Origin of the sequence: Promicromonospora sp. NPDC023987, from assembly GCF_040639055.1 — a bacterium.
Lineage (GTDB): Bacteria > Actinomycetota > Actinomycetes > Actinomycetales > Cellulomonadaceae > Promicromonospora.
This window is the reverse complement of record NZ_JBEZZF010000005.1, coordinates 124,842-146,550: the sequence shown is the minus strand read 5'-3', so window position 1 is coordinate 146,550 and position 21,709 is coordinate 124,842. Positions and strand designations below refer to the sequence as shown.

The following is a 21,709-nucleotide window of genomic DNA, read 5'->3' as shown; positions in this document are numbered from 1 at the left end:
GTGAGCCGTGCCGCTGCGCCACCCTGGTCGAGAACCGGACGGGCAATCCGTGCCTGGCTGGATGCTTCCTATGCTTGGCCAGGCTCATTGAATCAACCGAGGAGGACAGGTGGCGACCGAGAGAGTTGTCCTGCTGGACGAGGACCGCACGCCGATCGGCTCGGAGCTCAAGCACCTCGTGCACTCCGAGAGCACACCGCTGCACCTGGCGTTCTCCTGCCACGTGCTGAACCCCGCAGGGCAGGTGCTGGTCACCCGGCGCGCGCTGGGCAAGCGCACCTGGCCAGGGGTCTGGACCAACTCCGTCTGCGGCCACCCGCAGCCGGGCGAGGCGATGGAGGACGCCGTCGTCCGCCGCGCCCAGGACGAGCTGGGCCTGCCCGTGCACGACATCCGCGTCGCGCTGCCCGAGTTCCGGTACCGCGCCACCGACGCCACGGGAGTCGTGGAGAACGAGGTGTGCCCAGTCTACCTGGCGGTGACCGCCGAGGAGCCGCGGCCGAACCCGGACGAGGTCATGGAGGCGCGGTGGACTGCCCCGGGCCCGCTCGGCGACGCGCTGCGCGCAGCACCCTGGGCGTTCTCTCCGTGGTTCGTGAGCCAGGCACGGGAGCTGGCGCTCTACGCGGCAGCATGACCGTGGTGAAGCCGCTGACCTGGTCGGGCGTGGTGGGGCTGCCACGGTCCGACGTCTTCGCCTGGCACGAACGGCCGGGCGCGGTCGCGCGGCTGACGCCGCCGTGGCTCCCCGTGCGGGTCGTCCGGGAGGCGATCTCGCTGGCGGACGGCGAGGCCGTGCTGGGCTTTCCGCTCGGTCTACGGTGGGTCGCCCGGCACTCCGGCTACGTCCCGCCGGCGCAGTTCGTCGACGAGCTGGTCTCCGCACCGCTGCGGTGGGGCCTCCGGTGGCGGCACACGCACGAGTTCCACGACGAGGGCTCGTGGACCCGCGTCACGGACCGGGTGGAGACCACCGTGCCCCCGGTCCTGCTCCGGGCCATGTTCGCGTACCGGCACCGGCAGCTCGGCATGGACCTGGCGGCCCAGGCGACCGCCCGGAACAGCGGCGACCGGCCGATGGTCGTCGCGATGACCGGGAGCCGGGGTCTGGTCGGCAGTGCCCTGGCGCCGTTCCTGACCACGGCGGGCCACCGCGTGGTGCGGCTGGTGCGCGGGCGTCCCGACGGGCCCGACGAGCGGCGCTGGGACCCGGAAGCCCCGGCGGACGACCTGCTGCGCGGCGTGGACGCGGTGGTACACCTCGCCGGCGCCTCGATCGCCGGCCGGTTCACGCAGGCGCACCGCGCCGCCGTCCGGGGCTCGCGGATCGGCCCGACCCGGGCGCTCGCCGAGCTGGCGGGACGCACGACCGACGGGCCGAGGGCGTTCGTGAATGCTTCCGCGATCGGGTACTACGGCCCGGACCGCGGCGACGAGGTGCTCGACGAGACCAGCACGCGCGGCGACGGCTTCCTCGCCGACCTCGTCGCCGACTGGGAGCAGGCGACCGAGGGCGCGGCCCTGGCCGGGCTCCGGGTGGTCAACGTCCGCACCGGGCTAGTGCAGTCGCCGCGGGGCGGCACGCTCCGTGTCTTCCGTCCGTTGTTCGCCGCGGGGCTGGGCGGCCGGCTCGGTGACGGCAGGGCGTGGCAGTCCTGGATCGGCATCGACGACCTGGTGGACGTCTACCACCGCGCGCTCTACGACGGTGCGCTGACCGGGCCGGTCAACGCCGTCGCCCCCGCGGCGGTCCGCAACGCCGAGTACACCGCGACCCTGGCCGGTGTGCTGCGCCGGCCGGCGATCCTGCCGGTGCCGAGCCTCGGACCGCGGCTCCTGCTCGGCGGTGCCGGGGCGAGCGAGCTCGCCGAGGCCAGTCAGCGGGTGTACCCGGCGGCCCTGCTCGCGGCGGGGCACCGGTTCCGGCACCCGGCGCTGGAGCCGGTCCTCCGGCACCTGCTGGGCCGGGACCGCAACCGCGTGGGCTGACGTACCGCCGGGGGCCGGGGGCCGGGGGCCGGGGGCCGGGGGCGTGCGGGCCGGTGCCGGGGGAGCAGAACCATCGAAATATTTCGGTGTTCCGCAGGAGCCGCGTCGTCGATCCAGCCGCATGTCTGCGCCGGTCTGCAGGAGACTCGGCCCGCGGACGGCCTCGTCGACCGGCGAGTCCATGCCGGGCTGGTGCTTGTGGTTTTCGGCGATCCGCGATAGAAACTGTCGAAACGAGGAGGCAGCCTTTGACGAAGGGGACCAGGACCGCGCGCCCCAATCTCTCCGCCGTGGCTGCCCATGCGGGCGTGTCCACGGCCACCGCGTCCAAGGTCGTCAACGGTCGGCCGGACGTCGCCGAGGGAACGCGCGAGCGGGTCGAGACCGCGATCACCGAGCTCGGCTACCGGGGGCCGTCACGCGTCAGCGCGGCGCGAGCCGTGGAGCTCATGGTCGACATCGTCGACACCACCTACGCGACGCAGATCCTGCGCGGAGTCGTGCTCTCGGCGGAGGAGCTGGGCATCGACGTGGTCGTCGGGCGGGTTCGGCGGACGTCCCCGCGCGGGGTGCTGGAATCGAGCGCGGCGTGGGCGCAGCGCCTCGCTGCCGCCGAGCGCATCGGGGCCATCGTGCTGACCTCGGGCCTGGGGCCGGATGTCCATGGGACCCTGGCGCGAGCGCGCGTCCCGATCGTGGTCATCGACCCGCTGGACTTCGCCCAGGCGGGCGTGGTGTCCGTCGGCTCGACGAACTGGCTCGGTGGACGGAGCGCCGCCGAGCATCTGGTCGGCCTCGGGCACCAGCACATCGGGGTGATCGCCGGCCCCGCCGAGTCGATCAGCGCGGTGGCCCGGCTGGATGGCTTCCTCAGCTGCTGCCGGCAGCGGGGCGTCGAGGTCGAGCCGGATCTCGTCCGCCCGATCCGCTTCGACCACGACCAGGCGGTGCAGGTCGCGCAGGAGTGGTTCCGCCGGCCGGACCCGCCGACGGCGATCTTCGCCGGGAGCGACGCGCAGGCCATGGGCGTGCTGGAGGCGGCTCGCCGAACCGGCCTCCTGGTGCCGGAGGACGTCAGCCTCGTGGCCTACGACGACACGCCCATCGCGTCCTGGGCCAACCCTCCGCTGACCGCCGTCCGGCAGCCCCTGGAGGAGATCGGCCGGCGGGCGCTGCTGACTGTCCAGCAGCTGCACGCGGGCGACCCTGTCGACTCCCATCACATCGAGATCGCCACCACGCTCGTCGTCCGGGACTCCACGGCGCCGCCCCGGACCGACCTGGTCAGAAGGACCCGGCCCTAGGCTGCCGGCAGGCGAGCGGCCAGGAGGAGGAAGCGACGGCGGAACCCCGCTCGGCGACAGAAAACGTTATACAGGACCATCGAACGCCCACCGAGATGCCATCCGGCATCACCGATCGACGGAGATCACATGCGCACAGCCGACAGCTGGCCGATCGCGGCCAACATGCTTTCCTTCGGGTCGACGACCGCGGACGGCACCCCCAACGTCGAGGCGCCGGCCGAGTCCTGGCGCTCCCAGCTGCAGCAGGTCGCCGACCTGGGCTTCACGGAGGTGGACCCCACCGACGCCTGGCTGTCCATCGGCGAGCTCAGCGATCCCCGCTTCGGCGAGCTGTGCACCGTCCTGAAGGAGGCGGGGCTGTCCGTCCCGTCGGTCTCGACCACCCGCAGGAGCGTGATCGACGCGCGGCACGGCGACGACTACCTGCGGTTCGGCCACACGATCATCGACCGCGCGCCGGAGCTCGGTGCCGAGGTCGTCAACTTCGGCTTCATGCAGGCGCTGACGCCCGCGCAGGAGCGGGCGCTGTGGTTCTGGCTGGCCGACGGGCACCACGACGACCTCTCCGACACCGCGACGTACGAGCAGGCGGTCCGTCGCATCCGCGAGCTCGCCGACCACGCGCGGGACGTCGGCGTCCAGGTCAGCCTCGAGATGTACGAGGACACCTACATCGGGACGCCCGACCTCGCGATCCGGTTCCTCCAGGACGTCGACCGGGAGAACGTCGGCCTCAACCCCGACCTGGGCAACCTGGTGCGCCTGCACCGGCCGATCGAGGACATCCCGACGATGTTCGAGAAGGTCCTGCCGCTGACGAACTTCTGGCACATCAAGAACTACACGCGGGACGAGGACCCGGCGACGGGCTCGTACGCCACGCACCCGACACCGCTGGTGCAGGGCGTCGTGAACTATCGCGCCGTGATCCGCCAGGCGCTGGAGCTCGGGTTCGAGGGCGTCTTCGTGTGCGAGCACTACGGGTCCGACAGCCTGGGTGTCGCCGCCATCAACCGCGACTACATCCGGGGCGTGCTCCGCGGCGCCGGTCGCTGAGTCGCTGAGTCGCTGAATCGCTGAATCGTCTTCGGTCCACACAAGCAAAGGTGCAGGTGAGATGACCTACGTTCACAACCGTCCGGAAGACTTCGTGGCAGAGGCACTGCGCGGTCTCGTCAAGGCCCACCCCGGAAGGCTCCGCTCCGTCCCCGGCGGCATCGCCCGCGTGGAAGGCACCCGGCCCGGCAAGGTCGCCGTCGTCGTCGGTGGTGGCTCCGGCCACTACCCGGCCTTCGCCGGGCTGGTCGGCGACGGCCTCGCCGACGCGGCGGTCTGCGGCGACATCTTCACGTCCCCGTCCACGCGCCAGGTCATCGACGTCTGCCGGGCGGCGGACGCGGGCGCCGGCGTGTTCGTCACCTTCGGCAACTACGCGGGCGACGTGCTCAACTTCGGTGCGGCGGCGAGCCGTCTCCGGGCGCAGGGGACCGACGTCACCATCCTCCTGGTGACCGACGACGTTGCGTCAGCCCCCGCCGAGCGGGCAGCCGAGCGGCGCGGCGTCGCGGGCGACCTGGTGGTGTTCAAGTTCGCCGGCGCGGCTGCCGAGGAAGGCGCCGACCTGGCCGAGGTCAACCGGCTCGCCGCCCGGGCGAACGAGCGCACCCAGTCGTTCGGCGTCGCGTTCGGCGGGTGCACCCTGCCGGGCCACGACCACCCGCTGTTCAGCCTCGAACCCGGCGAGGTCGGGTGGGGGCTCGGCATCCACGGTGAGCCCGGCATCGGCGAGGAGCCGTTGCCGACGGCCGCCGCGCTGGCCGCCGAGCTGGTCGACCGGGTGCTCGCCGAGCGCCCGGCCGACGCTGACGGCCGTGCCGCCGTGCTGCTCAACGGACTCGGCAACGTCAAGTACGAGGAGCTCTTCGTCCTCTGGGACAGCGTGCACGACCTCCTGCTCGAACGCGGGGTGCGGCTCGTGGCCCCGCTCGTCGGCGAGTACGTGACGAGCCTCGACATGGCCGGCTGCTCGCTGACCGTCACGTGGCTCGACGACGAGCTGGAACCGCTGTGGCTCGCGCCGGCCGACACGCCGGGCTTCCAGCACGGCGGCTGGCGCCCCGCGCCCCGGACCGTGCCCGCCGAGCTCGCGTCCGACGCCGAGACGGAGCTCGTGCCGGCCGCCACGGCGGAGGGCGCGGCAGCGGCCAGGATGGTGACCCGCCTCCTGCGCCGCGCCCAGGCCGCGCTGCACGACGCCGAGCAGATGCTCGGCGACCTCGACGCGGTAGCTGCCGACGGCGACCACGGCCGGGGCATGCGCCGCGGGATCGACGCCGCGGTCGACGCCGCCGACGCAGCGGTGGACGCCGGAGGCGACGCACCATCCGTGCTGCGCCGCGCGGCCGATGCCTGGGCCGACCGGGCCGGCGGGACGTCGGGGGCGTTGTGGGGCGTCGGCCTGCTGGCGCTCGCCGACGCGCTCCCGGCGGACGCGCCGGTCACCCTCGGCCAGCTCGTGGCCGGTGTCACCGCGGCACGTGACCAGATCCAGGAGGTCGGTGGCGCGCAGGTCGGCGACAAGACGCTGGTCGACGCGTTGCACCCGGCGGTCGAGGCGCTCGCCGGCTCCGCCGCCCAGGGCGCCACGCCCGCCGAGGCCTGGCAGGCCACCGTGCTCGCCGCCCGCGAGGGTGCGGCGTCCACCGAGCACATCGCGGCCCGCCGCGGGCGTGCACGCGTGCTCGGCGACAAGAGCCTGGGGGTCCCGGACCCCGGGGCGACCTCGCTCGTCCTGATCCTGGGCGAGGCGGGTGCCGAGCTCGGCGTCCCCGCGCCCGCCAACCGGAAGGTGGAATCGTGATGGCTGACGGTCTACGTCTCGTGATCGGCTCGGACGATGCCGGGTACGAGTACAAGGAAGCGCTGAAGCGCGACCTGGAGGCGGACGAACGGGTCGCCTCGGTCGTCGACGTCGGGGTATCGATCGACGAGCACACCGCCTACCCCCACGTCGGGGCGTCGGCGGCGCGGCTGGTCGCGGCGGGCGACGCCGACCGCGCCCTGCTCGTCTGCGGTACCGGTCTGGGGGTCGCGATCGCGGCGAACAAGGTGCCGGGCATCCGGGCCGTGACCGCGCACGACTCCTTCTCCGTCGAGCGCGCGGTGCTGTCCAACGACGCCCAGGTGCTCTGCTTCGGCCAGCGTGTCGTCGGCCTCGAGCTGGCCCGCAGGCTGGCCCGCGAGTGGCTGGGCTACCGGTTCGACCCGGGCTCGGCGTCCGCGCCGAAGGTCGCCGCGATCGGGGAGATCGAGACCGGCACCGCGGGCAGCGATCCGGCGCCGACGGCGGCGTCCTGCGGCTGATCCTTCCGCCCACCCAGCAAGCACACCTGTCAGAGAGGACATCATGGTCACGACCATCAGCTCCGTCGCCGTCGTGGGGACCGGATACATGGGCGGCGGCATCGCGCAGTCGTTCGCGCTCGCCGGCCTGCCGGTGACGATCGCCGACGCTTCCACGGAGGCGACGGAAGCCGCGTACGCGCGGCTGCTCGCAGAAGCGCGGCAGTTCGAGGACGACGGGCTCTACGACGCCGGCGCCACGGAGACCATCCGGGCCAACCTGAGGACCGCCGGGTCGATCGAGGAGGCGGTGGCGGGCGCCGACTTCATCGAGGAGGCGGTGTTCGAGTCGATCGAGGTCAAGCACGACGTCCTCGGCCGGATCTCGGCGGCGGCGCGCGCGGACGCGATCATCGGGAGCAACACCTCGACGATTCCGGCTCGCGTGCTGGTCACGGCGGTGACGAACCCCGAGCGGTTCCTCACCGTGCACTTCTCCAACCCGGCCCCGTTCATCCCGGGGGTCGAGCTCGTCCTGAGCGAGCGGACGGCGCCGGAGGTCGTGCCGGTGGTGCGGGAGCTGCTGGCCCGGGCCGACCGGCAGGGCGCGCTCGTCGCCGACGTACCGGGGTTCGTCCTCAACCGCCTCCAGTACGTGCTCCTGAAGGAGGCGATGTCGATAGCGGAGGAGGGCATCGCGTCGCCGGAGGACATCGACACCGTCGTGCGCACGACGTTCGGGTTCCGGCTGGGCTTCTTCGGCCCGTTCGCGATCGCGGACCAGGCCGGGCTGGACGTGTACGCCGGCGGGTTCCGCACGTTCGAGGAGAACTTCGGTGAGCGCCTCGCGACGCCGGACCTCATCAAGGACGCAGTGGCCGGCGACCGCAAGGGCGTGAAGAACGGTAGGGGGCTCACCCGGGACTACACGCCGGAGCAGGTCAAGGCGCTGGTGGACTACCGCAACAAGGCCTACAGCGAGATGGGGAGGCTCCTGCGGACCATGGGGCCGGCCCCGGAGTAGGCGTCCGACGCGTGCTCCGGTCGTCGTGCGCAGAGGCCCAAGACCATGGCGTGACCGGGTCTTGGGCCTCCGGAGACCAGGCGCCGTAGTCCTTGACGACCTACCGTGGACGGCATGACGAATGATTGCGGGAGTGGGCGTTTCGCGGAAAAAGTTGTCTTCATCACGGGTGCGAGCAGTGGGGTCGGGCGCGCGACCGCGGTGGCGTTCGCGGCCGAGGGGGCGGACGTGGTGGTCACCGGCGTCGACGAGGAGGGCAACGCGGAGACCGAGCAGCTCGCCGCGGCGCACGGGGGCCGGGTGCTCTCGCTCCTGTGCGACGTGACCAGCGGGGAGGACGTCGCCTCCGCGCTGGGGCAGACGATCGAGACGTTCGGGCGCCTCGACGTCGCGTTCAACAACGCCGGGATCGAGCAGCCGCCCGCGCCGCTGGCCGAGATCAACGACGCCGACTGGGACCGACTCCTGGACGTCGACCTCCGCGGCGTCTTCCTGTGCATGAAGCACGAGATCCCGTTCCTGCGGGCGAGCGGCGGGGGCGCGATCGTCAACACCTCGTCGGGGGCAGGGGTCGCCGGGCTCCGGGGTCAGGCTGCCTACGCGGCCGCGAAGCATGCGGTCATCGGGCTGACGAGGTCGGCGGCGCTCGACTACGCGGGGCAGGGGATCCGGGTCAACGCGGTCTGTCCGGGCATAGTCGAGACCCCGATGGCGGGCAGGTTCTCCGGCGGCACGATGGAGGAGCACGACCGGGTGGTCGCGCAGGAACCGGTCGCTCGGACGGCACGTCCAGAGGACGTCGCGTCGGCCGTGCTGTGGCTGTGCTCCGACCTGGGATCGGTCACGACCGGTCGCGCGATGGTCGTCGACGGCGGCCAGACCGTCAGCTCGTGACCTCGCCGGCGTCGCGGCTCAGCGGGTGAGCGAGGTGTCCCCGCACAGGTGCACGGGCATCCCCAGCGCCGCGAAGAACGCGGCCTTGGCCTCCAGGGCGCGGTCAGCGGTCCCGGCGTCGGGTGCGTAGGCGACGTTGAGGTGGTTCGCCTTGTGCCGGGCCATGAACTGGTCGCGCGAGACGCCGTGCAGCACCGCGTGCATGATCGGCCACTCGGGGTTGGTGGCCTCCTTGCGGCGCGCCGTCTCCTCGGGCGGGAGCGCGACCGCGGACGCGCGCCCGAGGTCGACCTGGAGGCGGCCGTCCGCGATGTACACGCGCGACCACACGATCTCGCCGGCCCTGGAGACGCCGTTGAGGGTCGAGCCGCCGGCAGGGAAGAACACGGGGTCCTGGCGCCAGCCCTCGGCGCCGGCGTAGCCGCCCTCGAGGTGTGAGGCGGGGACGGAGCCCGAGATCTCGAGGACCCACACGAACTGCCCGTCGAACTCCTCGCCCCAGCGCACGTCGTGCAGGGTGGTCGCCGGGTCGAGGCCCATGGCGGTCCAGAGCCGGTTGGTCACGAGAGCGTCCACGGCGACGCCCTCGTCGGCCTCGTTGAAGTGCGGGAACGCCTGTCCGTCCCACAGCACCCGCTCGCCGTCGCGAGACCGGACCGGCGGGCGCTGCACGTTGTTCAGCAGCCCCTCGGCGAGGTCGGACGCGGGGGAGAGGTCCTTGAGCCCCTGCTGGTACTGGATGCCGACGGCGTCCAGCCCGAAGTCGTCGGCGATGCGGAGCGCGGCGACGTACATCTTGTGCTGCCAGCGCAGCTGCGCCGGCGTGAGCTCCGTGGCCTCGTCGGTGCCGAGGCGGAACGTCATGCCGGCGTCGGTGAGCCACGCCTGTACCTCGTCCGCCTCGGCGTCGCCGACCCGCTGCATCTCGGCCCACAGCGCCGACTGCGACAGGCGCTCCTTGTAGATACCGATCCCGTTCAGCAGCTCGTCGTCGATGATGGCGTTGTACATGCCCATGCAGCCCTCGTCGAACACGCCGATGATCGCCTTCTCGGTGAGGAGCTGGGCGGCGAGCGCCTCGCCGAGCTCCGTCTCGGGCGTGCCGGGCAGCGGGGGCAGCGCGTGCACGTGGCTGTCGTCGTGGATGATGCGGCCCGTGGCGACCCACTGCGCGATCGCGTCGCGGAACCAATGGTCGGTGCCGTCGACGGTCCACACCGTCGAGTAGTCCTTGCCCATCTTCGTCAGGCCGGCGTTGAGCCCGAGCAGCCCCACGAGGCCCGGCCAGTCGCCGGCGAAGTTCGCGGCGGTGAGGATCGGGCCGCGGTGGGTGCGCAGGCCCGCGAGCACGTGGTGGCTGTACTGCCACACGGCCTCCGCGACGACGAGCGGTGCGTCCGGCGGGATGTCGCGGAAGACGTCGAGCCCCATGCGCTGGCTGCTGATGAACCCGTGCCCGGTCGCGGGGTCGACGTCGTTGGCGCGCTGGACCGTCCAGCCGTGGGCGGCGAACGCGTCGGTGAGGACGCGCTCGAGGCCGAGCTGGGTGGGCCAGCCGGCGACGTTCGCCGACTCGCGCAGGTCCCCGGACGCGACGAGGTAGGCGGTGCGCTCCGGCGCGTCGGCCGGCCGGGGGAGCGTGGGGACGGCGTAGGTGGGAGTGGTCACGAGGCTGCTCCTTCGGGGCGCGGGGCGTTGGTGTCGGTCACTGTGGCAGAAATCGATTACAGCCGCAAGGGGCGTGCGCCCGGGGCCGGGCTCGGCGGTGGCGGTCGGGGGTGTCAGGAGGGGGTGCTGCCCAGCATGACGGGGCGGGACGGCTGGATCACCCGCTGGGCCGGCCCCGCCTCGCCGCGGATGCGGGCGACGAGCATCCGCGCGGCCGTGAGCCCCATCTCGCGGGGGTGCAGTCGCAGCAGGAAGGTGTCGTCTATCCGGGAGGTGGCGAACGGCAGGTCGCCGATGATCCCGAGCTGGGCGTGCGGTCCCTCACCGGCGGCCAGCACGCGGAGCGCGCCGACGCCGACGAGATTGTTCGTGGCCAGCACCGCGTCCGGGGGGTGGGCCGCGGCCAGCAGCTGGGCCATCGCCGTCTCGCCGCCGTCGACGCGGTAGTTGGCGTGGACCAGGAGCTCGTCCGACGCGGGCAGGCCGGCCGTCCGGAGCGCCTCGCGCCAGCCGTCGGCACGAGCCGTGGCGGTCGGGGTCTCCCGGGGTCCGGTGATGCACGCGATGCGGCGGTGCCCCTGGTCCACGAGCGTACGGGCCGCGCGGCGACCGAGGTCGACGTTGTCGAACAGGACCTGGTCGACGTCGTCGGGGACCGCTCGGTCCACGACGACCACGGCGCGGTGCCGCTCGGCGAGCCGGGCGAGGAACGGGGACGGGCCGGCGGGGGCGACGACGACGCCCGCCATGTTCTCGTCGTCGGCGATCCGCAGGTAGTGCTCCTGCGTCTCGACGTCCTCGTCGGTGTTGCACAGCACCACCGACAGGCCTGCCGTGCGGGCCACGTCCTCGACGCCGCGAGCGAGCGACGTGAAGAACGGGTTCTCGATGTCGGGCAGGACGAGCGCGATGACCTCGGAGTGCCGGCGGCGCAGGGAGCGGGCCGTCCGGTTGGGCGTGTAGCCCAGCTCGTCGACGGCGCGGCGGACCGCCGACTCCAGGTCTGGGGTCACGGTCATGCCGTTGAGCACTCGCGACACGGTCGCCGTCGACACCCCGGCCAGCGCCGCGACGTCCTTGATCCTCGTCATCTCGCCCCTCCTGGTGACGCGGACACCCTACGCGAGGGCGATCTGGGTGGGGGTTGACACTCCAGTGGCCCGGACCTAGCCTCCCCTGTAATCGATTACACCACGACCCGTCCGCCGGTGCCGTGGCGTACCCCGAGTCCTGTCGAAGGAGACACGACATGTTCCGCACCGACGTCGCAGCGCTGCGCCCGGTCGCCACCCGATCGATCAGCCCCGAGAACTTCAGCGGTACGAAGGGCGGCGCCGGCCGCGCCGTCGAGGGGACCGGGGCGGGCCCCGCCCGCGACCTGGGCCAGGGGTGGAAGGTCTCGCCGAGCGTCGAGGTCCCCGCCGGCGAGACGTTCGACCTGGCGCGGATCGAGGGGCCGGGGCGCATCACCCACGTCTGGCTCACCACGCACACCGACCACTGGCGCTCGCTCCTGCTGCGCGCCTACTGGGACGGCGCGGCCGAGCCGGCCGTCGAGGTGCCGGCCGGCGACTTCTTCGGTCAGGGCTGGGGCGAGTTCGCCCAGCTGAGCTCGGCGATGGTCGCCGTCAACCCGCACGGCGGGTTCAACAGCTACTGGCCGATGCCTTTCCGCGAGGGGGCGCGGCTGACGGTCGAGAACCTCGGTCCCGAGACCGCCGTCGTCTACTACCAGGTGACCTACGAGACCGGCGCCGGGGCGGCCGGCGACGACGCGGGCTACCTGCACGCCCAGTGGCGGCGCAGCAACCCGCTGCCCGACCGAACGACGCATCCCATCCTCACGGGGATCGAGGGGCAGGGGCACTACGTCGGCACCTACCTGGCGTGGGGCGTCAACAGCTCCGGCTGGTGGGGCGAGGGCGAGGTCAAGTTCTACCTGGACGGCGACGCGGGGCCCGACGGCGACGTCGGCGCGGGCGGCGGGTTCCCGACGATCTGCGGCACCGGCACCGAGGACTACTTCGGTGGCGCCTGGAACTTCGACGTGCCCGGGTCGGGGTACACCGCGTTCACGACGCCCTACCTCGGCCTGCACCAGATCCTGCGGCCCGACGGGCTGTACCGGTCGCAGCAGCGGTTCGGCATGTACCGCTGGCACGTGGCGGACCCCATCCACTTCGCGTCGGGCCTGACCGTCGACGTGCAGGCCCTGGGCTGGCGCTCGGGGCACCGCTACCTGCCCCTGCACGACGACCTCGCCTCGACCGCCTACTTCTACCTCGACCGCCCGACCGCGCGACGTCCGGAGACCCCCGGCGCCGACGCGCTCGAGGTGCTCTGACCCGTCCGCGGAGGCCCACCATGAGCAGACGACAGATCAGCCGCCGGGATGTGCTCCGGCTCGGTGCCGCGGCCGCGGGCGGTCTCGGCGTGGCCTGGGCGACGGCGGGCTGTGCGCCCGGCTCCGGCGCGGGCGCCGGACCGCTGCAGTTCTGGCAGCAGTACGCCCCGGCGCCGCAGCAGGACCCGAACCTCGTCGCCCAGAGCCAGTGGTTCCTCGACGCGACCCGGCGCTGGGCGGACGCGGGGGAGCGGCCCGTGGACATGGTGTACATCCCCGCCTACACGGACCCCACCAACACGCGCCTGACGACCGCGTTCGCCTCGGGTGACGGGCCGGACGTATTCCTCATCTCGCCCGGGGACTTCCTGCGGTACTACAACGGCGGCGTCCTGACCGACCTGACGCCGTACATGACGCAGGAGGCGATCGACGACTTCTACCCGGACGCGCTCGCCACCCGCATCGTCGGCGGCAAGATCTACGGGCTGCCGATGGAGCAGGAGCCACTCGCCATCTTCTACGACGTCCCCGCGTTCGAGGAGGCAGGCCTGTCCGAGGGCGACCTCCCCACGACGTGGGACGAGATGCTGGAGCTGGGCCGACGCCTCAAGGGCGGCCAGCGAGCCGGCCTCGTGCTCGACACGACGCCGAGCTACTACCAGAACTTCACCTTCTACCCGTGGGTGTGGCAGGGCGGTGGCGACGTCGTCGACCCGCGCACCCAGCGTCCGGCGATCGACTCCGACGCCGGGGTGCAGGCGCTCGGGCTGTACCGCGACGCCGTCCTGTCCGGGGCGTCGCCCCGCACGCTGCCCGCCGGCGGCGACCTCGTCGGAGCCTTCAGCAACGGGTACGCCGCGATGTGGCAGACCGGCGTCTGGCAGGTCGAGGCCATGCGGCAGAACGCGCCGGACCACCCGTACGGGATCTTCCGGCTCCCGGCACCCGCCGGAGGAGAGTCCATCACCGCCCTCGGCGGCTGGGCCTGGGTGGTGAACAGCCGCGGACGCGATCCCGAGGCCGCCGCCCGGTTCGCCGTCGAGGTCATGGGGTCCATGTCGAAGGAGTCGATCGGCGCCGCCGTCGAGTGGAACGGCGTGGCAAAGGGCAACGTGCCCGCCCGCCGGTCCGTCACCGAGGCCATCGGAAACTCCGGCGCCTTCGAGAGCCCGGTGCTGCAGCAGTTCCGCGACGAGATCCTGCCGACCGGGCGCGGCGAGCCACGCTATCCGCCGGTGATCTACAAGGCCGTCTCCAACGCCATCCAGAACTCGATGCTCGGCGGGGCCGACCCCGCACGGCAGGCGGCCACTGCGCAGGCCGCCATCGAGAGCTACCTGGAGACCTACGAGGGAGGGACGTTCCTATGAGCGCAGTCACCGTCTCACGCACGGCCGGCCGTGCCCGGGTCGGGTCCGGCGGTGCAGCCGGCACCGGCAAGGCGACCCAGGGGCGACGGCAGCGCCGCGCGGCGTTCTGGTTCCTCCTGCCCGACTCGCTCGGGCTGCTCGTCTTCGTCGTCGTGCCCATGGTCCTCGCGGTCGTGCTCGGCTTCTTCCGCATGGACGGGTTCGGCTCGTTCGAGTTCATCGGCCTCGGCAACTACGTCCGCATGGTGGGCGACCCGCAGTTCTGGAGCAGCGTGCGGATCACGCTCCTGTACCTCGTTGGCGTGGTCCCCGCGATCTTCGTCGTCGGCCTGGCCCTCGCGCTGCTCGTGCAGCAGCGCATCCCGTTCGTCGGGGCCATCCGCAGCGCGTTGTTCGTGCCCTACGTCATCAGCCTCGTGGTCGTGGCGATGGTGTGGGAGTTCATGCTCTCGGAGCGCACCGGTGTGGTCAGCCGCCTGCTCGGCGCCGTCGGCATGAACGACCTCGCGTTCCTCGGTGAGCCGAACCTCGCGCTCGGCACCGTCGTAGTCATCACCGTGTGGTTCCAGATGGGCTACTACATGGTGATCTTCCTGGCCGGCCTCCAGGACATCCCCGGCGAGTACTACGAGGCCGCGCGGATCGACGGCGCCAACGCCTGGCAGCGGTTCCGGACCATCACCCTGCCCCTGCTGCGCCCGACCAGCTTCTTCGTCGTCGTCACCGCCACGGTCAGCGTCATCACCGGCGGGCTCGACCTCGTGTTCGTCCTCACCGGCGGCGGACCGGCGGGCTCGACGACGCTGCTCATCTTCTACGTCTACGAGCAGGCCTTCCTGTTCGGCGAGCTCGGCTACGCCGCCGCGATCGGCTCCGTGCTGGTCGTCGTCCTGCTCGCCTGGTCGGCGCTCATGTTCGCCGTGACCCGAGGAGGACGGTTCGACAATGACTGACACCCTGCCCAGAACCCGGCCGCAGGCACGACGCCGCCGCCAGGACAGCCGGTGGAGCCGCCCGCGCGTCGCACTGATGATCCTCGGGATCGTCCTCGGGCTGCTGACGATCTTCCCGCTGGTGTGGATGGTCACCGGCTCGTTCAAGACGGCGGCCGAGGTCAACAGCGCGTCGCTGCTGCCTGCCGACCCCACCCTGGACAACTACCGGTACGTCTTCACGCAGGTCCCGTTCCTGCGCTACATGCTCAACAGCTTCATCGTGTCCGCCACGGTCACCGTGCTCGCGCTGTGGTTCCACTCGATGGCCGCGTACGCACTGGCACGGCTCAAGTTCAAGGGCCGCGACACGATCTTCCTGCTCATCTTCTCGACGCTCCTGGTGAGCCTGCCCGTCATCCTCATCCCGACCTTCGTGGTGGTGCGCAGCCTCGGGCTCGTCGACAGCTACGCCGGCCTCATCGTCCCCGCCATCTTCAACGCGTTCGGGATCTTCCTGCTGCGCCAGTTCTACGTGTCGCTGCCGGCCGAGCTGGAGGAGGCGGCCCTCGTCGACGGCGCGAGCTACTGGCGGATCTACCGCAGTGTGATCCTGCCCCTGTCGAGACCGATCCTCTCGGCGCTCGCGGTGTTCTTCTTCCTGGCCAACTGGAACTCGTTCGTGTGGCCGCTGACGATCACCTCGGACCCGGACCTCCGCGTGGTCCAGCTCGGCATCGCGACGTTCCAGCAGCAGTACGCGGGAGACTGGAACTACGTGCTGGCCGCGGCGACGGTCGCCGCCCTGCCCACGCTGCTGATGTTCTTCTTCTTCCAGCGCCAGATCGTGGAGTCGATCAAGAACGCCGGCTTCAAGTGAGGTGCTGACCGGCCCGGAGCCGTGGATGGCTAGCGCGCGGCGAGGCGTTCCAGCAGGGCCGTGCTCCGGGCCAGCAGTGCCCGCTCCTCGTCCGTGAGCTCGGCCTCGATGGCCTGCGCGAGCCAGCCGGCCCTGCGGCCGCGCTCCGCCTCGAGCGCGGCACGGCCCGCCTCCGACAGGTCGACCAGGGACTTGCGGCCGTCCGTCGGGTGCGCGCGGCGGGTGATCAGGCCCTGGTCCATGAGCAGTCCCACCACCCGGGCCATCGACTGGGGGCGCACGCGCTGATCGGCGGCGAGATCGCTGGTGGTCATGGCGCCGTCACGGTCGAGCACACCCAGCACGGCGACCTGACCCAGCGGGATGCGGTCCTCGTGCTTGACGCGCCGGCTCAGCTTGCCCATCGCGGTGCGCAGGTCGGCGGCGATGGCGGCGGCTTGCGAGGAGGGCATAGGGCACTTTACCCGTTGGCCAGCCAGTCTGTTCAGGCGATCTGTGCAGGCGATCTGCACAGTCAGGCTGCACAGGCTTGCTGTAGGGTTTGCCGTCGTCGGGCTCAGCGCCAGCGTCGTCGCAGCCAGGGCCAGGCACACGACAACGCGAAGGAACTCCCATGTCCGCGAACGCAGTCGGAACCGCCCGCACCACCATCGAGACCGTCATGGCCCGGAGGATCATCGACAGCAGGGGCAACCCAACGGTCGAGGTCGACGTCGTCCTGGCGGACGGCTCGCTCGGCAGGGCCGCCGTCCCCTCCGGCGCCTCCACCGGTGCCCGGGAAGCCGTCGAGCTGCGCGACGGAGACCCCGCACGGTGGCACGGCAAGGGTGTCGACCGGGCGGTGGCCCACGTCAACGGGGAGATCGCGGCGTCCGTGCGCGGTCAGGACGCGACGGACCAGGCCGGCCTCGACGCCACGCTCATCGCCCTCGACGGCACCGCCACGAAGGCCCGGCTCGGCGCCAACGCGGTCCTCGGTGTCTCGCTCGCCGCCGCGAAGGCCGCCGCCGCGGCCCACCACGAGCCCCTCTACCGCTACCTCGGCGGCGCCGAGGCGCACCTGCTGCCGCTGCCGATGATGAACATCGTCAACGGCGGTGCCCACGCGGACAACCCGCTGGACTTCCAGGAGTTCATGATCGCGCCGGTGGGCGCGGCCACGTTCGCCGAAGCGGTCCGCATGGGCAGCGAGGTCTTCCACACCCTGCGCCGTGACCTGCTGGCCGCCGGGCACTCCACGGGCGTCGGCGACGAGGGCGGCTTCGCCCCGGCGCTGCGCACCGCCGAGGAGGCGCTCGACTTCGTGCTGGCCGCCATCGAGCGCACCGGCTACCGGCCCGGCACCGACATCGGCCTGGTCATGGACCCAGCGACGTCGGAGTTCTTCCGCGACGGCGTGTACGACTACGCGGGCGAGGGCGTGCGCCGCACACCCTCCGAGCACGCCGACTACCTGGTGGGGCTGATCGACGCCTACCCGGTCATCTCCATCGAGGACCCGATGGCGGAGGACGACCTGGACGGCTGGCGGGACCTGACCGCCCGCGTCGGCGACCGCTGCCAGCTCACCGGCGACGACGTGTTCTGCACCAACGAGGCGCTGCTGCGCGAGGGCATCCGGACGGGGGCCGGCAACTCGGTCCTGGTCAAGGTCAACCAGATCGGGACGCTCACCGAGGCGCTGGCCGCTGTGACCACCGCCCACGAGGCGGGTTGGACGGTCGTCATGTCGCACCGGTCGGGCGAGACGGAGGACACCACCATCGCGGACCTGGCGGTGGCGACCGGCTGCGGTCAGATCAAGACCGGGTCGCTCTCCCGCTCCGACCGCACGGCGAAGTACAACCAGCTGATCCGCATCGAGGAGGAGCTGGGGGACGCCGCGCGCTTCGCGGGTCGCTCGGCACTGCGCCAGGGCTGAGCGGCGAGCGGCAGACCCCCGACCCCTACAGCGTGCACGTCTTCGTCGGCGTGTCGCGTGCACGATGTAGGGGTCGGCCGGTCGCTATGCCACGAAGGTGTACCTACCCGACCCGATCCGGACCACGACCGCCCCGTCCTCGGCCGACACACCCGTGACGCCCTCCGCGTCCGACAGCGGACGGCCCCGCTCCGTGACGGCGTCGGGATCACCGGTGGGCACCCGAACCGTCGCCGTCGCCCCGACGGGGACGGTGACGGTGAGTCGCAGCCTGCCGCTGGTGCGTCGCCACTCGCTCGCGACCCGGCCGAACGGCGTCCGGATGGCCGCCTTCGCCCGGTCCAGGTGCTCGGTGACGGCCGGGGCGATGGTGACGTCCCGGTAGCCGGTGTCGGGCGACGCCTGGATGCCCGCTACGTGCTGGTAGAACCAGTCGTCCACCGTGCCGAGGAAGTAGTGCCCGTAGGAGCGTGCCTCCAGCGACCAGTGCTCCCACATCGAGGTGGCGCCGTTCTCGATCATGTAGCCCCAGCTCGGGTAGCTGGTCTGCACGGCGAGCTCGTAGGCCACGTCGGCGTACCCGTGCTGGGTCAGCACCGGCAGCAGCCACTTGGTGCCGAGCACTCCCGTGTTGAGGGTCGTGCCCTTGGCCCGCACGTCGGCCACGATGCTCCCCACCACCCGCCGCGTCGTCGCGGTGTCCGGCACGAGCCCGAAGGCCACGGCGAGCACGTTGTGCGTCTGCCGGTACCCCCGGTCCCCGTCCCCGCGGTAGTGCCCGGCACCCCGGTCGAGGAAGGTCTCGTTGAAGGCGGCCTTGACCGTCGCGGCGTTCCGGGCGAAGTGCTCGACGTCGGCCGCCTTGCCGAGGAACCCGGCGCTGCGCCGCATGGAGGTGGTCATTGCGTACAGGAAGGCGGTGGCGGAGACCCGGAGGTCCTCGGGCGCGTTGCCGCCCGCGGGGCTCGCCTCGGGGCTGACCCAGTCACCGAGCCGCGCGTCGGGGACGATGCCGCCCTGGGACCGGTCGAACTCCAGGTCGACGTACGTCTTCATCCCGTCGTAGCACTCGGCCAGCACCCGCTTGTCCCCGCCGTACTGGAAGAGCCACCAGGGGATCATCACGTACGCCGCGTGCCACGGCGGGCACACGCCCCACTCGCCCCAGTCGCCCGAGCTGGGCGCGATCACCAGCGGCCGGCCCTGGGCGTCCCTGGTCTCGTGCACGTCACGCAGCCACTTGGCGAACAGCTCGTGCACGTCGAGGTTCGTCAGGAACATCTCGGCGCCGACGGCGGCGTCGCCGGTCCAGCCGTTCTTCTCGAACATCGGCGTGTCGGTGGGGATGCCGTGGATGTTGTTCTTCAGCGTGTCGATCACGGCCCGGTGGGTCCGGTTCATGATCTCGCTGGAGCTGTCGAACGTCCCGGTCTCCTCGGCGGCCGTGTGCACCACCTGCGCGGTGAACGCCGACAGCGGCGGCGGGCCGTCCTGCGGCCAGCCGGTGACCTCGAGGTACTGGAAGCCCTTGTAGGAGAAGCGCGGTTCCCACGTCTCCGGCTCCGGTGACCCGCCCGACGAGACCCCGGCCAGCGTGAAGCGGTCGGTCTGGAACCCGGCCTGGAACCCGCCGTTGTTGCTCATGTTCACGCGACCGTCGGCGGTGAGCTTCTCGCCGTGAGCGGCCCGGATCGTCGCTCCGGCGGGACCGGTCGCGGTGTACCGCACCCAGCCCGCGAGCACCCGGGGGAACTTCACCACGTAGACGCCGGGCTCCGGCTCGGCGACCTCGACGGCGGGCAGCGACTCCATCAGCTTGATCGGCTGCTGGCGCTGGTTGACCAGGACGCCCTGCGGGCCGGTCGCCACGGAGGCGGCCGCCCACTCGCCGTCGTCGAACCCGGCCGTGTCCCAGCCGGGCAGGGTACGGCGCGCGTCGTAGGCCTCGCCGCCGTAGAGGTCGTCGAACACCGTCGGCCCGTCGTGGACCCGCCAGGTCGCGTCCGTGACGACCTGCTCGACGCCGCCCCCGGCGTACTCCAGGTGCAGCACCGCGCGCACCACGGGCTCGTCGTGCCACGGCGGCGACTGCCACCGCCACACGTTCCCGCCGGTCATCCCGTAGAAGCCACGGCCCAGCTCGATGCCCAGCGCGTTGCGGCCGCGGCGCAGCCTCCGTGTCAGGTCGACCGCGGTGTACTGGACGGTGTCGTCGTAGTCGGCGAACCCTGGCGAGAGCACGTGGTCGTCGGCAGGCTTGCCGTTCAGCGACACGTCCGCGTACCCGCCCGCGGCCAGGTAGAGCGTGGCGCGTTCGAGGCGCGGCCCGACCGTCAGCTCCTTCCGGAGCAGCGGCGCGGGCAGCGGCTGCAGCGTCGGCCGCCGTACCCCGGTGCCCCACGGCCCTGAGCCGTAGGGCGCGAGCTCGACGGCCTGGTCCCAGCCGGAGTCGTCGAGGTCCGGCCGCGCGAAGTCCTCGGGGAACTGGGTAGCGGCCGTCCAGTCGCTCCCGGTCGCGTGGGTCGACGTGGTCCCGTCGGAGTAGGTCACGCGCACGACGGCGAGCACCGCTCCCGCGCTGACGGCGTCGTTCGTGCCCCGCACGGCGACGACCGTGGAGCTCCCTGACACGTCCGCCTCGTAGAAGCGCGAGCCCTGCCAGCCGTTCTCGACCGGCTCGGTCCTGCCGACCTCGGCGCCGTCCACCCAGAGCGTGAAGGAGTCGTCGGCGGTGATCAGGACCTCGGCCTGCACCGCAGATGTGCCGTCCGGTGCGGTCAGCGTGCGCCGGAAGGCCCGGTCCTGGTCGGGCAGCGCGCCCTCCGCCAGCCAGATCCAGGAGGCGCCGTCGAACGTCAGGTCGGTGACCTCGTCCGAGCGGCGCTCGTTGCCGATCCACTCCGCGCCGGCCCAGTCGCCGTCCGCGTACAGCCCGGTGCGGAAGTCCGACGTCGTCGTGCTGGTCCCGTGCGTGGTCGCCACGTCCACCCGCCAGGTGTAGTCCGTGGCGGCGCGGAGCTGGGGGCCCTCGTACTCGACGTTGGCCGACTCGCGGGACGGCACGACGCCGCTGTCCCACACCTCGCGAGGGCGCGGCCCGCGGGTGCTGACGCGCACCCGGTAGGACTTCTGCTCGACGCCGCGCCGGTTCGACTCGACGGTCCACGAGAACCGGGGGCGGTCGACGTCGATCCCGAGCGGGCTGGTCTTCTTCTCGACGAGCGGGTCGTCCAGCCGCACGGTGCCGAGACCCCCGTGTCGGGGTTCCTCCGCCGCGGCGGCGGCACCGGCTGGCAGTGCGGCGGCGGTGGACGCGACGCCGGCGGTCTTCAGGAACAGTCTGCGGTCCAGGGTCATGGCGCCTCCAGGCGTAGCGATCGTCGTCGATCGTCCGGGTTGAGAGGGTTGCTCCATTGCATCGTTTCAACCAAGCCGTCGCCAGTGTAGGGGTGACCGCACGCTCAGGGCCAGGGCCAGGGCCAGGTGGCTCGGCCGCGGACGTCACGTGTCGTACGAGCCGTTCCAGGGTTCGTGGAATCCGAGCTGGTCCGGATAGAGCTCTGCCCAGTCGTCTTCGGTTTCGTTCTCGTCGTGCTGCTCGACGACGAGCCCGAAGAGCACGCCGTCGAAGACGACCTCGAACGGCCGGATCGCGATGTTGGTGTACCTGCGCTCGGGCAGGGCGTCGAGAAGACGTGTCAACCGAGCGTCCGTCCTCGTCAACGGAGCGTTCTCCGGATCAGAGTCCCACAGCCGGATCTGTTCACGCCACGTTCCCGCGCGCCAGATGTCCGAGTCGAGATGGTGGCCGTCGTGGTCGAACGTGTGCAGCACGGCGAACAGGAGGTGGTGGTCCTCGGGCGAACCCCACGTGTGGTCGTAGCCCTGCCGGTACGCGTACGTGCCACCGGCGAGGAACTGGCCGCCGCCGAACCGGCCGATGGTGTCCGTGCGGTAGCCCGGTACGTGAGCGATCGGGATGACTGCGGGCACTGTCATGGCCGACACCATAGTCGCGAGAGCGGGTCGGTCCTG

General features: G+C 72.0%; 18 protein-coding genes. 13 read left to right on the top strand and 5 right to left on the bottom strand.

Annotation, left to right across the window (positions count from 1 at the left end; all coding sequences use genetic code 11):
• The first annotated feature begins 109 nt into the window (after positions 1 to 109).
• From idi to AB0F40_RS04545, 8 genes are all read left to right on the top strand, one after another.
• Positions 110 to 637 (top strand): isopentenyl-diphosphate Delta-isomerase, encoded by a 528-nt coding sequence (idi, locus tag AB0F40_RS04580; protein ID WP_357464665.1) that lies wholly within the window; start codon positions 110 to 112, stop codon positions 635 to 637.
• Complete coding sequence (locus tag AB0F40_RS04575) at positions 634 to 1,989, top strand: TIGR01777 family oxidoreductase (protein ID WP_357464663.1); 1,356 nt, start codon at positions 634 to 636, stop codon at positions 1,987 to 1,989. The genes idi and AB0F40_RS04575 overlap by 4 nt, the downstream gene beginning before the upstream one ends.
• 248 nt (positions 1,990 to 2,237) lie before the next feature.
• Complete coding sequence (locus tag AB0F40_RS04570; protein WP_357464661.1) at positions 2,238 to 3,293, top strand: LacI family DNA-binding transcriptional regulator; 1,056 nt, start codon at positions 2,238 to 2,240, stop codon at positions 3,291 to 3,293.
• Positions 3,294 to 3,422: 129 nt separating this feature from the next.
• The gene (locus tag AB0F40_RS04565; protein ID WP_357464659.1) at positions 3,423 to 4,352 is read left to right on the top strand and encodes a sugar phosphate isomerase/epimerase family protein; all 930 of its coding nucleotides are present in this window, start codon (positions 3,423 to 3,425) and stop codon (positions 4,350 to 4,352) included.
• A gap of 61 nt (positions 4,353 to 4,413) precedes the next feature.
• Entirely contained in the window at positions 4,414 to 6,156 is a 1,743-nt protein-coding gene (locus AB0F40_RS04560; protein ID WP_357464657.1) for a dihydroxyacetone kinase family protein, read from the top strand.
• Positions 6,156 to 6,659, top strand: coding sequence for a ribose-5-phosphate isomerase (locus tag AB0F40_RS04555; protein WP_357464655.1), 504 nt, complete (start codon positions 6,156 to 6,158; stop codon positions 6,657 to 6,659). Before AB0F40_RS04560 ends, AB0F40_RS04555 begins: the two co-directional genes overlap by 1 nt.
• Positions 6,660 to 6,702: 43 nt before the next feature.
• Positions 6,703 to 7,662: a 3-hydroxyacyl-CoA dehydrogenase family protein gene (locus tag AB0F40_RS04550; RefSeq protein ID WP_357464653.1), complete on the top strand. Its 960-nt coding sequence runs from the start codon at positions 6,703 to 6,705 to the stop codon at positions 7,660 to 7,662.
• 114 nt (positions 7,663 to 7,776) lie between these two features.
• Positions 7,777 to 8,556, top strand: coding sequence for an SDR family oxidoreductase (locus tag AB0F40_RS04545; RefSeq protein WP_357464651.1), 780 nt, complete (start codon positions 7,777 to 7,779; stop codon positions 8,554 to 8,556).
• An 18-nt stretch (positions 8,557 to 8,574) separates the two neighbouring features.
• On the opposite strand, the gene AB0F40_RS04540 is transcribed toward AB0F40_RS04545, so the two are convergent.
• Both AB0F40_RS04540 and AB0F40_RS04535 read right to left on the bottom strand, forming a co-directional pair.
• Positions 8,575 to 10,224, bottom strand: a complete 1,650-nt coding sequence (locus tag AB0F40_RS04540) for a fucose isomerase (RefSeq protein WP_357464649.1) — start codon at positions 10,222 to 10,224, stop codon at positions 8,575 to 8,577.
• 113 nt (positions 10,225 to 10,337) lie between these two features.
• Positions 10,338 to 11,315: a LacI family DNA-binding transcriptional regulator gene (locus AB0F40_RS04535; RefSeq protein WP_357464647.1), complete on the bottom strand. Its 978-nt coding sequence runs from the start codon at positions 11,313 to 11,315 to the stop codon at positions 10,338 to 10,340.
• A gap of 158 nt (positions 11,316 to 11,473) precedes the next feature.
• On the opposite strand from AB0F40_RS04535, the gene AB0F40_RS04530 reads away from it, so the two are divergent.
• Genes AB0F40_RS04530 through AB0F40_RS04515 form a run of 4 tightly spaced genes read left to right on the top strand, consistent with a single transcriptional unit; the run spans position 11,474 to position 15,753 of the window.
• Positions 11,474 to 12,568 carry a glycoside hydrolase family 172 protein gene (locus tag AB0F40_RS04530; protein ID WP_357464645.1) on the top strand — a complete coding sequence of 365 codons (1,095 nt, stop codon included), beginning with the start codon at positions 11,474 to 11,476 and terminating at the stop codon, positions 12,566 to 12,568.
• A gap of 20 nt (positions 12,569 to 12,588) precedes the next feature.
• Positions 12,589 to 13,941: a sugar ABC transporter substrate-binding protein gene (locus tag AB0F40_RS04525; RefSeq protein ID WP_357464643.1), complete on the top strand. Its 1,353-nt coding sequence runs from the start codon at positions 12,589 to 12,591 to the stop codon at positions 13,939 to 13,941.
• Positions 13,938 to 14,894 carry a sugar ABC transporter permease gene (locus tag AB0F40_RS04520; protein ID WP_357464641.1) on the top strand — a complete coding sequence of 319 codons (957 nt, stop codon included), beginning with the start codon at positions 13,938 to 13,940 and terminating at the stop codon, positions 14,892 to 14,894. The genes AB0F40_RS04525 and AB0F40_RS04520 overlap by 4 nt, the downstream gene beginning before the upstream one ends.
• Positions 14,887 to 15,753: a carbohydrate ABC transporter permease gene (locus AB0F40_RS04515; protein ID WP_357464639.1), complete on the top strand. Its 867-nt coding sequence runs from the start codon at positions 14,887 to 14,889 to the stop codon at positions 15,751 to 15,753. The genes AB0F40_RS04520 and AB0F40_RS04515 overlap by 8 nt, the downstream gene beginning before the upstream one ends.
• Positions 15,754 to 15,782: 29 nt before the next feature.
• Here AB0F40_RS04515 and AB0F40_RS04510 read toward each other — a convergent pair whose 3' ends face one another.
• The gene (locus AB0F40_RS04510) at positions 15,783 to 16,205 is read right to left on the bottom strand and encodes a MarR family transcriptional regulator (protein ID WP_357464637.1); all 423 of its coding nucleotides are present in this window, start codon (positions 16,203 to 16,205) and stop codon (positions 15,783 to 15,785) included.
• A 161-nt stretch (positions 16,206 to 16,366) separates the two neighbouring features.
• Here AB0F40_RS04510 and eno point away from each other — a divergent pair, with 161 nt between their 5' ends.
• Positions 16,367 to 17,674 (top strand): phosphopyruvate hydratase, encoded by a 1,308-nt coding sequence (gene eno, locus AB0F40_RS04505; protein ID WP_357464635.1) that lies wholly within the window; start codon positions 16,367 to 16,369, stop codon positions 17,672 to 17,674.
• 84 nt (positions 17,675 to 17,758) lie between these two features.
• Here the strand turns inward: eno and AB0F40_RS04500 are convergent, their stop codons facing one another.
• Positions 17,759 to 21,031 carry a family 78 glycoside hydrolase catalytic domain gene (locus AB0F40_RS04500; protein ID WP_357464633.1) on the bottom strand — a complete coding sequence of 1,091 codons (3,273 nt, stop codon included), beginning with the start codon at positions 21,029 to 21,031 and terminating at the stop codon, positions 17,759 to 17,761.
• A gap of 144 nt (positions 21,032 to 21,175) precedes the next feature.
• A complete protein-coding gene (locus tag AB0F40_RS04495; protein ID WP_357464631.1) occupies positions 21,176 to 21,673 on the bottom strand; it encodes a hypothetical protein in 498 nt (165 codons plus the stop codon).
• Positions 21,674 to 21,709: the final 36 nt, after the last annotated feature.

What these genes read in the sequence shown, in the direction of transcription:
- AB0F40_RS04575 (WP_357464663.1), top strand. Translation starts at nt 634, where the DNA reads ATGACCGTGGTGAAGCCGCTGACCTGGTCGGGCGTGGTGGGGCTGCCA.
- AB0F40_RS04565 (WP_357464659.1), top strand. Translation starts at nt 3,423, where the DNA reads ATGCGCACAGCCGACAGCTGGCCGATCGCGGCCAACATGCTTTCCTTC.
- AB0F40_RS04560 (WP_357464657.1), top strand. Translation starts at nt 4,414, where the DNA reads ATGACCTACGTTCACAACCGTCCGGAAGACTTCGTGGCAGAGGCACTG.
- AB0F40_RS04555 (WP_357464655.1), top strand. Translation starts at nt 6,156, where the DNA reads ATGGCTGACGGTCTACGTCTCGTGATCGGCTCGGACGATGCCGGGTAC.
- AB0F40_RS04550 (WP_357464653.1), top strand. Translation starts at nt 6,703, where the DNA reads ATGGTCACGACCATCAGCTCCGTCGCCGTCGTGGGGACCGGATACATG.
- AB0F40_RS04545 (WP_357464651.1), top strand. Translation starts at nt 7,777, where the DNA reads ATGACGAATGATTGCGGGAGTGGGCGTTTCGCGGAAAAAGTTGTCTTC.
- AB0F40_RS04535 (WP_357464647.1), bottom strand. Translation starts at nt 11,315, where the DNA reads ATGACGAGGATCAAGGACGTCGCGGCGCTGGCCGGGGTGTCGACGGCG.
- AB0F40_RS04530 (WP_357464645.1), top strand. Translation starts at nt 11,474, where the DNA reads ATGTTCCGCACCGACGTCGCAGCGCTGCGCCCGGTCGCCACCCGATCG.
- AB0F40_RS04525 (WP_357464643.1), top strand. Translation starts at nt 12,589, where the DNA reads ATGAGCAGACGACAGATCAGCCGCCGGGATGTGCTCCGGCTCGGTGCC.
- AB0F40_RS04520 (WP_357464641.1), top strand. Translation starts at nt 13,938, where the DNA reads ATGAGCGCAGTCACCGTCTCACGCACGGCCGGCCGTGCCCGGGTCGGG.
- AB0F40_RS04515 (WP_357464639.1), top strand. Translation starts at nt 14,887, where the DNA reads ATGACTGACACCCTGCCCAGAACCCGGCCGCAGGCACGACGCCGCCGC.
- AB0F40_RS04510 (WP_357464637.1), bottom strand. Translation starts at nt 16,205, where the DNA reads ATGCCCTCCTCGCAAGCCGCCGCCATCGCCGCCGACCTGCGCACCGCG.
- eno (WP_357464635.1), top strand. Translation starts at nt 16,367, where the DNA reads ATGTCCGCGAACGCAGTCGGAACCGCCCGCACCACCATCGAGACCGTC.
- AB0F40_RS04500 (WP_357464633.1), bottom strand. Translation starts at nt 21,031, where the DNA reads ATGACCCTGGACCGCAGACTGTTCCTGAAGACCGCCGGCGTCGCGTCC.
- AB0F40_RS04495 (WP_357464631.1), bottom strand. Translation starts at nt 21,673, where the DNA reads ATGACAGTGCCCGCAGTCATCCCGATCGCTCACGTACCGGGCTACCGC.